Origin of the sequence: Comamonas sp. 23, from assembly GCF_049601575.1 — a bacterium.
Lineage (GTDB): Bacteria > Pseudomonadota > Gammaproteobacteria > Burkholderiales > Burkholderiaceae_C > Comamonas > Comamonas squillarum.
In genome coordinates this window covers 1,958,631-1,971,254 of sequence record NZ_CP187127.1, presented here as the reverse complement: position 1 = coordinate 1,971,254, position 12,624 = coordinate 1,958,631, and the positions used below count along the sequence as shown (strand labels likewise).

At 63.8% G+C, this 12,624-nt stretch carries 14 protein-coding genes; 10 read left to right on the top strand and 4 right to left on the bottom strand.

From position 1 onward, the window contains the following. Positions 1–121: 121 nt before the first annotated feature. Entirely contained in the window at positions 122–1,042 is a 921-nt protein-coding gene (locus ACPEE1_RS08875) for an MBL fold metallo-hydrolase (RefSeq protein WP_182342723.1), read from the bottom strand. Positions 1,043–1,133: 91 nt separating this feature from the next. Here ACPEE1_RS08875 and ACPEE1_RS08870 point away from each other — a divergent pair, with 91 nt between their 5' ends. The 7 genes from ACPEE1_RS08870 (at position 1,134) to ACPEE1_RS08840 (ending at position 7,080) form a co-directional block, all read left to right on the top strand. Beyond that, on the top strand, positions 1,134–1,457 hold the full coding sequence (locus ACPEE1_RS08870; RefSeq protein ID WP_116924431.1) for an ArsR/SmtB family transcription factor: 324 nt from the start codon (positions 1,134–1,136) through the stop codon (positions 1,455–1,457). Positions 1,458–1,493: 36 nt separating this feature from the next. Next, positions 1,494–1,922, top strand: coding sequence for a YeeE/YedE family protein (locus ACPEE1_RS08865; protein ID WP_182342725.1), 429 nt, complete (start codon positions 1,494–1,496; stop codon positions 1,920–1,922). 10 nt (positions 1,923–1,932) lie between these two features. Further along, positions 1,933–2,346 carry a DUF6691 family protein gene (locus tag ACPEE1_RS08860; protein ID WP_423935994.1) on the top strand — a complete coding sequence of 138 codons (414 nt, stop codon included), beginning with the start codon at positions 1,933–1,935 and terminating at the stop codon, positions 2,344–2,346. 66 nt (positions 2,347–2,412) lie between these two features. Further along, positions 2,413–3,225, top strand: a complete 813-nt coding sequence (locus ACPEE1_RS08855; RefSeq protein WP_182342729.1) for a pseudouridine synthase — start codon at positions 2,413–2,415, stop codon at positions 3,223–3,225. 57 nt (positions 3,226–3,282) lie between these two features. After that, positions 3,283–4,548: an MFS transporter gene (locus ACPEE1_RS08850; RefSeq protein ID WP_409935164.1), complete on the top strand. Its 1,266-nt coding sequence runs from the start codon at positions 3,283–3,285 to the stop codon at positions 4,546–4,548. 142 nt (positions 4,549–4,690) lie between these two features. Next, positions 4,691–5,887, top strand: a complete 1,197-nt coding sequence (locus tag ACPEE1_RS08845; RefSeq protein ID WP_116924435.1) for a M20 aminoacylase family protein — start codon at positions 4,691–4,693, stop codon at positions 5,885–5,887. Positions 5,888–5,949: 62 nt separating this feature from the next. Continuing rightward, positions 5,950–7,080: a TraB/GumN family protein gene (locus tag ACPEE1_RS08840; RefSeq protein WP_182342732.1), complete on the top strand. Its 1,131-nt coding sequence runs from the start codon at positions 5,950–5,952 to the stop codon at positions 7,078–7,080. An 86-nt stretch (positions 7,081–7,166) separates the two neighbouring features. Here ACPEE1_RS08840 and ACPEE1_RS08835 read toward each other — a convergent pair whose 3' ends face one another. The 3 genes from ACPEE1_RS08835 to ylqF form a co-directional block, all read right to left on the bottom strand. Beyond that, positions 7,167–9,140 carry an AAA family ATPase gene (locus ACPEE1_RS08835; protein WP_423935991.1) on the bottom strand — a complete coding sequence of 658 codons (1,974 nt, stop codon included), beginning with the start codon at positions 9,138–9,140 and terminating at the stop codon, positions 7,167–7,169. Positions 9,141–9,180: 40 nt separating this feature from the next. Next, positions 9,181–9,426: a hypothetical protein gene (locus ACPEE1_RS08830; protein ID WP_182342736.1), complete on the bottom strand. Its 246-nt coding sequence runs from the start codon at positions 9,424–9,426 to the stop codon at positions 9,181–9,183. Positions 9,427–9,871: 445 nt separating this feature from the next. Continuing rightward, positions 9,872–10,816 carry a ribosome biogenesis GTPase YlqF gene (ylqF, locus tag ACPEE1_RS08825; RefSeq protein WP_116924437.1) on the bottom strand — a complete coding sequence of 315 codons (945 nt, stop codon included), beginning with the start codon at positions 10,814–10,816 and terminating at the stop codon, positions 9,872–9,874. Positions 10,817–10,871: 55 nt separating this feature from the next. On the opposite strand from ylqF, the gene ACPEE1_RS08820 reads away from it, so the two are divergent. The 3 genes from ACPEE1_RS08820 to ACPEE1_RS08810 all read left to right on the top strand — a co-directional run bounded on the left by ACPEE1_RS08820 (position 10,872) and on the right by ACPEE1_RS08810 (position 12,517). Next, a complete protein-coding gene (locus ACPEE1_RS08820; protein WP_021027316.1) occupies positions 10,872–11,123 on the top strand; it encodes a hypothetical protein in 252 nt (83 codons plus the stop codon). Further along, complete coding sequence (locus tag ACPEE1_RS08815) at positions 11,120–11,347, top strand: oxidoreductase-like domain-containing protein (RefSeq protein ID WP_182342738.1); 228 nt, start codon at positions 11,120–11,122, stop codon at positions 11,345–11,347. Before ACPEE1_RS08820 ends, ACPEE1_RS08815 begins: the two co-directional genes overlap by 4 nt. Positions 11,348–11,572: 225 nt before the next feature. Beyond that, positions 11,573–12,517 (top strand): IS110 family transposase, encoded by a 945-nt coding sequence (locus ACPEE1_RS08810; RefSeq protein WP_423935988.1) that lies wholly within the window; start codon positions 11,573–11,575, stop codon positions 12,515–12,517. The last annotated feature ends 107 nt before the right edge of the window (positions 12,518–12,624 follow it).

The window sequence follows — 12,624 nt, the reverse complement described above, 5'->3', positions numbered from 1 at the left end:
CCGGCTGCGCCAAGCCTTGTCGTACGCCTGTACTGCCTGCGGCTTGACGCCTAGTCTCAACCGCAAACCTTCGATTCGCTGGGTCGTGTTACCGGCTCTAAGACCAAACCTCAACGCTCCCTCAGAGCGCATCGACTGGCAGCTTGAGAAAACGCCGGCCCTGCGCATCGGCATCGGGCAGGCGCCCGGCGCGGATATTGACCTGCACCGAGGGCAGCATCAGCTGCGGCATCGCCAGCGTTGCATCGCGCGCCTCGCGCATCGCGACAAAAGCGGCCTCGTCCACACCCTCGTGCACATGGATGTTGTGCGCACGCTGCTCGGCCACCGTGCTGCACCAAGCGGCAGCGCGGCCGGCTGGCGGGTAATCGTGACAGACATAGAGCAGCGTCTCTGGCGGGTGCGCCAGTAGCCGGCCAATCGAGCGGTAGAGCGCATGGGCATCGCCGCCAGGGAAATCACAGCGCGCTGTGCCCACATCGGGCATGAACAAGGTGTCGCCGACAAAAATGGCGGCCACTGCGCCTGCCGCAGCACCGCCCTCTTCCACCGCATAGGCCAGGTCCGCCGGCGTGTGGCCGGGCACACCCAGCGCGCGGATGCGAGTGGCCCCCAGCGCCAGCACATCGCCATCGCGCAGCAGGCAGTCAAAGTCTGCGCCTTGCGGTGCGATGCAGCCCTCCATGCCGTAGATGCCGCCAAACACTTTTTGTACCTGCGTGATCTGCTGGCCAATCACCACCGGCGCGGCAATGCGCACCGCGCCTGCGGGCATCTGCCTGCGCAGCCACTGGGCCGCAGACAGGTGGTCTGCATGGGCATGGGTCTCCAGCACCCAGCGCAGCGTCAGCCGCTCGGCATCCAGGTAATCAGCGATGCGCTGGGCCGATGCGGTACTGGTGCGGCCGCTCTTGGCATCAAAGTCCCAGACCGGGTCGATGACTGCCGCCTCGCGGCTGGCCACATCGTGCAGCACATAGCTGACGGTGCCGGTCACCTCGTCAAAAAATGCCTGAACGCCAAAAGAAGGGGCAGAGCGCATGGTCAAAACACATTCACACAAAACAATATATCTTTTAATATAATAAAAATCCTCCTTTTCGGCAAGCCTGCTGCGTCCAAGCCTTCTTCCCATGTCTGCAAAAACCAAGGCCTCCCCTTCGCCCGACGCCATGCGCGAGGCAGCGCACCATGCCGTCTCTGCCCTCAAGCTTCTGGGCAATGAGGACCGCTTGCTGCTGCTCTGCCTCCTGAGCCAAGGCGAATGCTGCGTCAGCGATATGGAGGCGCAGCTGGGCATTGCGCAGCCCACCTTGTCGCAGCAGCTCGCCGTGTTGCGGCGCGAAAACGCGGTCAGCACCCGGCGCGAGGGCAAGAACATCTTCTACCAGGTGGCCGATGCGCGCCTGCTGGCGCTGTTGCAGACGCTGTACGCCCAGTACTGCCCGGCAGCCTGAAACCCCACCGCATCGTTCACGTCAAGGAAGTCGCCCATGTCGCTCGATCTGTCTGCCTTTACGCCCCTGGCCGCCCTCGCAGGCGGTGCCTTGATTGGTCTGGCTGCCGTGCTACTGGTGCTGTTCAATGGCCGTATTGCGGGCATCAGCGGCATCGTGGCCGCACTGCTGCCGCCACGCCTGCAGCGCGGCGCCTGGCGATTGGCATTTGTGCTTGGCCTGCTGGCAGCCCCATGGATTTACCAGTGGTTTGCGCCCTTGCCAGCGGCCAGCAGCTCTGCAGCCTGGCCACTGCTGGTGCTGGCCGGCCTGCTTGTGGGCATAGGCACGCGCCTGGGTTCGGGCTGCACCAGTGGGCATGGGGTCTGCGGGCTCTCCCGCCTGTCGCTGCGCTCCCTGGTGGCCACCCTGGTCTTTATGGCCACCGGTTTCGCGACGGTGTTTGTAGTGCGCCACCTTCTATAAGGAGAGCATGATGACTATCCTGATCGCGGCCCTTGCAGGCCTGGTCTTTGGCCTGGGCCTGCTGGTGTCCGGCATGGCCGATCCGCAGAAGGTGCTGGCTTTTCTCGATCTGGCAGGCCCCTGGGACCCGTCGCTGGCGCTGGTGATGGGCGGCGCGATAGCGCTGGGTCTGCCCGGTTTTGCACTGGCGCGCCGGCGCAGCCGCAGCCTGCTGGGCGAGCCCATGCAGCTGCCTGCACGCCAAGCGGTTGATGCACCGCTGCTGATCGGCTCGGCGCTATTTGGCATCGGCTGGGGCCTGGCCGGCTACTGCCCAGGCCCGGCACTGCTGGGCACGGCGGCGGGCATGGGCTCGGCGGCGATCTTCAGTGCGGCGATGCTGGTGGGCATGCTGTTGTTTGGGCTGTGGTCCAAGAGGTCTTGAGGCACGGCCACTATAAAATCCATAGCTGATCACGCCTGCAACATCGTTTCACCAGCCCGCCCACCCATGTCTTTCGCCATCGACCCTGCTGTTGCGCATACCCATGCGCAGGACTGCCCCCTGCCCCTGCTGTGGCGCGACGAGCACCTGGTGGCCATCTACAAACCTGCCGGCTGGCTGGTGCACCGCACGGGCCTGGACGCAGGCGAGACGCGCTTTATCGTGCAGACCTTGCGCGACCAGATCGGCCAGCATGTGTTTCCGCTGCACCGGCTCGACAAGGGCACCTGCGGCGTGCTGCTGCTGGCGCTGCATGCCGAGGCCGCCAGCCGCACGCGCAGCCAGTTTGAGAACCACCAGATCGACAAGCGCTACCTGGCGATGGTGCGCGGCTGGGCGCCGCTGCAAGCGGAGGTCGACCATGCACTGCGCCCCGATGATGCGCCTGAGGACGCGCCCGCCCAGCCGGCCCGGACCCGCTTTGCGCGCCTGGCGAGGCTGGAACACGCCGAGGCCTATGACAGCCGCTTTGCCGGCACGCGGCTGTCCTTGGTCCAGGCGACACCCCACACCGGGCGCCGCCACCAGATCCGCCGCCACCTCAAGCACATCGCCCACCCCATCATTGGCGATGCCACGCATGGCAAGGGCCCATTGAACCGTTGGTGGGCCGAGCGTCTGGGCCTGCAGCGGCTGTGGCTGCATGCCTGGTCGCTGTCGCTGCAGCACCCCTATACGCAGGCACCCTTGCATATTGAAAGTGGGCTGCAGTTCCGGCACACAGAACCCACAGCGGGCATGTCCGTGCCGCAATCGCACCCCAGCCTGCAGCAATGGCAGGCGCTGCTGCGCAACCCGGCCTGGTCGCGGCAAGCCTAGCAGCTGCGCCAAGACCAAGGGTGCACATTGTTTTTCGGATGCGCGCACACTCGCCCCGTGAAAAATAAACAAACAACAACCTCTGCCGCCGCACCCTCCTCGGCAGCGCCTGCTGCAACGCTCAGCCCTGCCGTCTTGCTGCTGATGGCCACAGCCTGCGGCCTCTGCGCCGGCGCCAATTACTTCAACCAACCGCTGCTCAACTCCATCGCCCATGCGCTGCAGGTGAGCGAGAGCACGGCCGGCATTCTGGTCACCTGCGCGCAGGTGTCGTATGCGATTGGCCTGCTGTTTCTGGTGCCGCTGGGCGATATGCTCGAGCGCCGCAAACTGACCGTGGGCCTGATGCTGCTCGCGGCGATCGGCCTGCTGGTCAGCGGCTTTGCCGGCCTGATGCCCTCACCGTTCACAGCCTTGGTGCTGGGCACCTTGGTCACGGGTCTCTTCTCGGTCGCGGCCCAGGTGCTGGTGCCGATGGCCGCCAGCCTGGCCCCGCGTGAGTCAAGTGGCCGCGCCGTCGGCCTGGTGATGAGCGGCCTGCTCACCGGCATTTTGCTCTCGCGCACAGTCGCCGGACTCCTGTCGGCCGTGGGCGGATGGAGCCTGGTCTACAAGGCGGGCGGCATCGCGATGGTGCTGGTGGCGCTGGCCCTCTACCGGGTGCTGCCCAAGGTGGCACACAGCGGCCCACGCCTGCCTTATGGCCAGGTGCTGGGCAGCATGGCCACCTTGATACGCACCCAGCCCCGCCTGCGCACCCGCACCTTGCTGGGGGGCCTGGCCTTTGCATCGGTCAGTGTGCTGTTCTCGACGATGGCCCTGATGCTCGGCGGCCCCGAGCACGGCCTGAGCGATTCGTCGATCGGCCTCATTGGCCTGTCGGGTGTAGCCGGCGCCTTGATGGCCAATGCCGCGGGCCGCCTGGTCGACAAAGGCCTGGAGCGCCCGACCACCGCCTTCTCGGTGCTGCTGCTGGTCGTCAACTGGGCGCTGCTGTGGTACAGCCAGCATTCGGTGTTCCTGTTCATCGTCGGCATGCTGGTGATCGAGCTGGCGCTGCAAGGCACCCACATCTGCAACCAGAACGTCATCTACCGCCTGGCACCCGAGGCGCGCTCGCGCATCAACGCCTGCTATATGACGGGCTACTTTATCGGCGCATCGGCTGGCTCGGCCATCGGCGCCTGGGCCTGGCACCACGGCGGCTGGACGGGTGCCTGCATCGCTGGCACGGTGCTGGCCCTGCTCAATGTGGCGGCCCTGCTGGCGGACCGCAGATTGTCGCATCCGGGCGCCGTGGCCTCTGCCACCGACGCGGCATAAAGGGGCGGCCCGAAGCTTCCCGCCCAGAGCTTCCCGCCAGACACTGTCGCGCAGACACTCCGGGCAGACAGGAGGACAATGGTAGGCTTGCAGTTCCGGCATGGCGGTCAGTGGCCGCCTGCACCGACACGAGAGAGAAACCATGTACCTCGACCAAGACAACGCCCCCAACATCAACCAGCTCACTGCATTTCGCCGCGATCTGCACATGCACCCGGAGCTGAAGTACGAAGAAAACCGCACCGCCGACAAGATCGCGGCCTATCTGACGGCGCTGGGCATCCCCATGGTGCGGGGCCTGGGCACCACCGGCATTGTGGCCAGCATTTACGGCCAGGGGCGCGATGCCGCCAACCCCGGGCCTGCCATCGGTATCCGCGCCGACATGGATGCGCTGCCGGTGCAGGAAACCAACCAGTTTGGCCACATCAGCCAGTACCCGGGCCGCATGCATGCCTGCGGCCACGACGGCCACACGACGATGGTGATGGGGGCCGCTGAGCTGCTCGCTGGCCGGCGTGATTTCGATGGCACGGTGCACCTGATCTTTCAACCCGGTGAAGAAGGCGGCGCAGGCGCGCGCGCGATGATGCAGGACGGGCTGTTTACCCAGTTCCCCTGCCAGGCCGTGTTTGCATTGCACAACTGGCCCGCGCTGCCGCAGGGCCAGATGGGGGTGCGCGTGGGGCCCATCATGGCAGCTGCGCTGCGCTTTGAGATTGTGGTGCGTGGCCGGGGCGGCCATGCGGCACTGCCCCATACGACAGTGGACCCGATCCCGGTGGCCTGCTCCATCGTCGGCCAGTTGCAGACCCTGGTCTCGCGCGGCACTGATCCCTTGGATGCTGCGGTGCTGACCGTGGGCAAGATCGAGTCGGGCACGGTGGAGAACATCATCCCGGATGAGGCCCGTATCTACGGCACCTGCCGCAACCTGACGCTGGCCTCGCAGCAGTTCCTGATCGACGGCCTGCACCGGGTCTCCGGCCACATCGCCGAGGCGCATTTTGCCAGCGCCGAAGTGATCATCAAGCCCGGTTACCCCAACACGACCAACCACCGCAAGGAGGCGCTGTTCATGGGCGAGGTGATGCGCGAGATGGTTGGCAACACCAACGCCCACACCGATGTGCTGCCGGCGATGACAGCCGAGGACTTTGGCTTCATGCTCGAAGAAGTACCCGGTGCCTATGGCTGGATCGGCAACGGCTCCGATGGCCAGCCCGGCGTTGGCTTGCACAACCCGGGCTATGATTTCAACGACAACAATATCGCCCTGGGCGCCAAGTTCTGGGATCGCCTGGCACGCCGCTGGTTTGCGACCCAGGCACAGCGCTAAGCGTTAATCGCCGCAAGGGCTCGCATCACCGCAAGCCTTGCGGCCATGATCTGGAGCCCGTTTTGCAGCATTCAGCACCCCTCTCGCTTCTCCCCCACCACCCCGCACGCGGCCTGCGCCTGCTGCCACAGCTGCTGCTGGGCCTGGCCTTGCTCGCTGGCGGCCATGCGGCCCAGGCACGCACGCCTGCAGCCGCGCCAGCACCGCAGCTGGCACCAGCGGATAACCCCTCCTGCCCGGCCCCAGCCGTCAAAGATCCGGCGGTCTACCAGGCGGAATCGCGCAAGCCGCATCCGGACCGGGGCGTGCTGTGGCAACTGCGCAAAGGCGATACGGTCGCCTATCTCTGGGGCAGCATCCATGTGGGCCAGCTGCCCTGGATCTTTCCCGGACCGCGCACCGCACAAGCGCTGCGCGGGGCCCCCGCCATTGCGCTGGAGCTCGACCCGGTGGACCCCGCCACCTTGCAGGCCTTGACCCAGGCGATGCGCGAAGACAATGACCGGCAAAAGCTGGTCATGCGCCAAAACCCCGAGCTGCAGACACGCATGGGTCGCATGGCCTTTGAATCCTGTGTGGACCAGAGCACCTGGCAAACCAATGCCGCCACCCTGGCCCGCCTGATCGCGCTCGGTATGCAGGACATGGCACGCAGCGGCTACCACCCGGCCTACGGCATCGACCTGAACCTGGCGGCCATGGCCCATGCGGTGGGCAAACCGGTGCAGGCCATCGAGACGGCGCAGGAGCAGCTGCTGGCCATGGGCCTGGGTGGCGATGGTGTGCCCGCGCAGCTGGCCACACCCGACGACATCCGCAAGGCGCTCGACGACATCGACAGCGGCAAGAACCGCCAGGTCGCCCAGAAATTGGCCGAGTATTGGGAAAGCGGTGACCTGGCTGCGCTGGAGCAGCTGATGCAGACCTGCCAATGCCTGGGCGATGTGGGCATGCAAGCGGCCCTGCTCGATACGCGCAACCAGCGCATGGCCGAGCGGCTGCCGGCCATGATGGCGGCCCAACCGCAGCTTTTCATCGCCGTGGGCCTGCTGCACATGGTGGGCGACAACAACCTGCTGCAATTGCTGCAAAAGCAGGGCTTTACGGTGCGGCAGCTGACCGGCAAGGGCGCAGAGGCTGCAGCCGCTGCCAGCAGCGCAGTGCCTGCAAGCACGCCCGCCAAGGCTCAGTAGCTGTAATGGGCGCCATCCGCGCCCATAAAAAAACGCCGCCTGTTTTGCAACAGGCGGCGTAAAAAGTAGCTGAACAGCTCGCGCACTCAGGCCATGCGCGGGCGCTGGTCGTGCTTGGCCAGCATATCGGCATAGGGCTCCAGCACCCATTTTTGTTCAGCCGCATCCGGGATCTGCGCCGCACTGGCCTGCACCACCTGGCCATGCTCGGCACACAGCTGCGCCATTGCGGCCGGGCTGATCAGACCCTCGCGCAGCAGCAAGGCGGTCATCGCCATCAGCAAGGCGTTGTGCTGCACCAGCAGGTCCTGCGCACGCAGCATCTGCGCTTGCAGCAAGGCTTCGATACCGGCATTGCTGGGCCCCACCTCGGTATTGGTGTTGTCGCCAGGCTCCTGGGCCACATCGGTGCGCGACAGACGCGCACCAAAGCCCAGGTGGCGCAGGTAGCGCGCCGCATCCGCCGTGGCCTGCCGGATATCCTGCTCGGCGCCGGTGGTACAGGCTTCCTGGCCAAACACATGGCGCTCGGCCGCGCGGCCGGCCAGGCCCACGCAGACCATGTCCAGCATATTGCGCCGCGATGTCGCCTGCAGCTCGGTAAAGCTGTTGTAGCCGCCTTCGAAAGTCGCAATATTGATCTTGAGCTCCTGCGGCGTGCGGCCATACAGCAGCGCATAGACCAGGCCGTGCCCGGCCTCATGCACCGCCAGCAGCGCGCGAAAATCCGCGCTGGTGCGCTGCTTGACCTTGTTCAGATCCAGCGGAACCGCAAAGCACTGCTGCAGCACCTCTGGCGCACCTGGCAGTGGCAGTTGCACCTGCAGCTGCGCCGCGCCAGCGGCCATCTGCACCTGCAATGGCTGGCCGGCCTGCGCGCCCTGCTCCAGCGCCCACAGCGCTGCATCGACCAACGCACTCGACAAGATCGTGTGCACCGACGAGAACAGCGGCCGCGTGCCCTGAGTGGGGAACACCGCGTTCTGGTAGATCTGCGCGAGCACATCGCTGCCGATGACAAAGCGCAGACCGCAATTGGCTTCAAGCCCCTGCACATAGTGCTGCACCGTCGTCGCAATCAGCTGCTCGTAGGCCGAGCGGCTGAACGACGGGTAGATCACATGCTGGTTGCCCAGCCGGGCAATCTGCTCGGGCTTGAAGCGCTCGGCCAAGGCGCGCTTGACATCGATCAGCGACAGGCGGCTTGTGAGCCGGTGGAAAATGTCGGCATCGGTGTCGCAGTCCTCGACGCGGCTGGCCGTCTCCGTGTACATCTCGTCGAGATTGCCACAGACAAAGACCAGCAGCCGGCTGTAATCGGTCTCCCAGGATTGCTGGGAGCTGCGAAACTGGACCAGCAGCTGGTGAATGTAGTCATTGCTCCACTGCATGATGTCCAGCAAGGGCGCATCGAGCTTCAAGCTGCGCTTGAGTGCCTGCGCGTCCCAGGCATCGATCTTGTAGCGCATCTGCTGCTTTTTACGCCGCTCCTGCGCGTCGTCTTCTTCGGCCCGCTCGGCGTCATAGAGCGCGTCCGCCAGCTTGCGCTCGATGCTGTGCAGCTCCGACAAGGCAGGCGGCAGCTTGCCATCCGACAACAAGGCCCAGACATCCTGGAAGCGCTCGACCTTGCTGTCATCGCCCCGGCTGCTCACGGTGCGGTAACGCTGGAACTCATCGAGCACCAGGATGCCGGGCGCGCCTTCCACCAGCCCCGCACTCTCGAGCGTGCCGGAGATGGTCGATGCGCCATAGCTGTCACCGTTCTGGCTGAAGCCGTCCATCTGGACTTCGACAAAGCGATCATAAAAACCCAGCAGCTGCGCCAGGCGGCGCGTCAGCTGGGTCTTGCCCGTGCCTGTCAATCCCCACAGGCACACAATCACAGGGCGGGTAATGAGCTGGGGCATCACGTACCAGGCGCGCACGGCGCCCATCACACGGTCAATCACGTCATCAATACCGATCAATTCGGTTTTCAGCTGGGCCGCAATGGCCTGCAGGTTTTGCTGACGCTCATGCATCTGTACGCGAAGCAATAGCTCCGGGGAGGTTTTCATTTCTTTCATGTTGTGCTGTCTTTTCATCCAGCGCAGCCGCTCAATCCCCATGGTCGGCTTTGCGGGTCATCTGTTGCAAGGCCATCCGGTCGGCACGGCGCTGGGCGCCTTGGCTGCGAATGTGCTTGCCCGCAGCGCCGGACAGACGCCGCTGGGCCATGGCTTTGGCAACAGGGTTGAAAGGAGTGGAATCGGCCACGATCAGCAACGCAATAGGTTGCTTCATGCGGCGCAAAGCCTTGACCCGGCCCTCTTCAAAGGCACGGGAAACCGTTTTTGCACTCATCTGTGCGGTTCCTCAGGGGCCTGGCGCGCCTATGGCCTGACGGCGGGCGCAGCAAAACCCCGAAACAAAAAGCCCCGGCGAAGTAGCCAGGGCTTTTGTCGATCCCGGCTGCAGTGGTGCAGGCGGCGATCTGGGCCAAGGCTAAACCATATGAACATGGTTTAGCCGGGGCAGAAACCGTGTTCAGTGGAGAGGGTTGAACATGAAACAGGACATAGCAAAAACTCCCAATGGTGCGCTGCAGAAGGTCATTCGTTGCTGCAGCGATAAGAAGACGAAGGGTGAACTATAGCGGTTATTTCTCAAGAATGCAAGGACCATATACCGCTTGTTGCATAAAAGCCCACAGCAACCGCTGGCTTTGGCCGCTTTTGAGCGGCTTTGTGCGCATAAAAGGCAGCAACCTGCCAGCAGCGCCCCAGCCAGCGCGAGCCTGCCGCGCAGATCAGTAGCGCTTGCGCCCTGCCTTGCGGTGTTTGGCGTGTTCTGCCTTCTTGGCTTGCTGCAAGGCCTCGGCCGCCTCGCCAGCCGCCCGCCATTGCTCAAACTCTGCCGGCGTCTCGACGGTGATGCGGCCCAGCATCTGGGTGCGAAAGTCGGTGATCAGCAGCTCAGCGGCCTTTTGCATGTTGATGCGCCCGCCGCCCATCACTGCGCCGCGCTTCTTGCCAATCAAGGTCAGCAGCTCGTCATCGCTCAGCGCAGCGATGTCCGCATCTTCGAGCCCCAGCTTGTAGCGCTCGTCCAGCTGGCGCGGGTAGTGCTTTTGCAGGTACAGCAGCAGCTCCAGCGCCACCAGCTCGTCGTCATAGGCATTGCGCCCCACCGATCCGCAGGCCGCCAGGTTGTAGCCCGACTCGGGCACGATGATCTTGGGCCAGAGCATGCCGGGCGTGTCCCAGAGGTAGAAATCATCGGCCAGCACAATGCGCTGCTCGTCCTTGGTCACACCGGCCTCGTCGCCGGCCTTGGCCTGGCCTTTGCCGCTCATGCTGTTGATCAGGGTGGACTTGCCCACATTGGGCACGCCGCAGATCAGCACCCGCATGGGCTTGGCCAGGCCGCCGCGCCCGGGTGCCAGCTGGCGACAGGCTTCCACCAGGCGCTTGGCCGGGGCCGGCTCGCTGGCATCGAGCGGCAGGGCCTTGGTCTCGTGCTGGGCCTCATACCAGGCCACCCACAGCGCCGTGCGGCTGGCATCGGCCATGTCCTGCTTGTTGATGATCTTGAGCGTGGGCTTGTGGCCGGTCAGCTCCGTCAGCGCCGGGTTGGCACTCGATCCAGGCATGCGTGCATCGAGCACCTCGATGACCACATCGATGTCTTTGATGCGCTCGGCAATCAGCTTGCGCGTCAGGTGCATATGCCCGGGGAACCATTGGATACTCATACTCTTGCTTTCGGGGGGAATGGCAGGCAGGCGTGCTGTGCCGGATAATGCTGCCATGTCTTCTTTATCTCAACGCCAGTGGGATGCGCAGCGCAAATCCGATCAGGACCTGCTCATCAAAGGCATCATCTTGGTCTTGATAGGGCTGGTGATTGTGGTCTCGCCCTATGTCGCTCAGGGCGATATTGTGCAGGGAGTTTTCGCCAAGGCCCCGGCAGTGGGTTGGTTTTCCCTGGTATTGGGCGCGGCTTTTGTGCTGCGCTTTGGCCTGCGCCGCAAAGCCGTGCCACCCCGTCCCGAGCAGTGAACGCTGCCGTCCTCCGCCTCCAGCCGCTGGCCAGCCTGCGCGAGGCGCGCCAGTGCTTTGCCGCGCTGCAGGCCAGCGCCAGCGCCCGCCAGATCAGCCTGCGCGAGCCCCCAGCCGCGCCCACCACCTGCTGCGGCCGGGGCTGCAATGGCTGCGTCTGGGAAGGTTTTTTTGCCGCGGCGATGTACTGGCAGGAATGCGCACTCGAGGCGCTGCAGTCCTAAGAGTCGCTTGTATGTTTAGAGGTGTCGGGGTGAGGGACTAGAGCCGCTATCGGCTGTTAGCGCAGACCGACCGTGTTAGACCCCTCCCACCCCACCTCATAGCGTCGATAAGGAACTGAGCAGCACGCGGCCCTCAGGCTGCATGACTGCCGATCTGAAGGCAAGCCAACGCACAAGGTGGAGCAGCACCCCGACTGGACCATTGTCTTTGTTGGAGGTGCTTTTATGCAAACAAGCTTCATTGGAGTGGATGTCTCCAAATCAGAACTGGTTATCAGCGTAGATGACTTGCCCCCTCTGAGCGTAGTCAATGACCTCGCGCATATCACGCGCTGGCTAGCCCAACTGCCCAGAGATTGCTGTATTGCCATGGAGTCCACCGGGCGCTATCACCTGTTACTTGCGCAGCTTGCCTTACAAGCGGGCCTCATGGTCTATGTGCTCAATGCACGGGATGTGTATTTCTACGCCAAAGCTCTTGGTGCAAGAGCCAAGAGCAATGCCCTCGACTGTGTCGTGATCCGCCGCTACGTGCAGGAGCACTTCCAAAACCTGTATCCATGGCAGCCGGGCACAAAAGTACAGCAGCAGTTACATGCGCTGTTGACCCGGCGCGCACAAGTCAGTACCCATCAGGCGGCAATCAAGCAAACGCTCAAAGATACACCTCTGCCTCAAGAGCACTTGACTCAACTGATGCAGTCATTCAAGGATTTGATTGCAGCAATGGACAGGCAGGTCATTGATTTGATTGCCAAGGTCGAGGTGATGCAACAAGGCTGTGTGCGGCTGCAGACCATCACAGGCATTGGCCCACAAATGGGAGCTTTGCTCACCGAGTTGCTCAGCCGCGTGCACTTTGCCAACTCAGATGCACTGGTTGCTTATAGCGGACTTGATCCGCGAGCGAATGATTCAGGCACCAAAAAAGGACGCAGGTGCCTGAGCAAGCGAGGCCCGGCTCTGCTGCGCAGGCAGATGTACCTGGCCGCATTCGCAGCCAGTCACAGCAAAGCTCTCAAGCCTTTGTACACCCAAATCAGGGCCAAAGGCTTCTCAACAACGGAATCAATGGTGATCCTGGCTCGCAAGCTTTTACGGGTGGCATTTGCCATTTGGAAGAGCCAGGAAACCTTCAATCCGGAACAATTGCTGCCCAACGCTGCTTGACGAAAAACATAGAACCTAACACAACCCTTGATACGTCGTTGCCGAGCCTTGTCGCACTACTGTACTGCCTGCGGCTCGGCGCCTAGTCTCAACCGCAAACCTTCGGT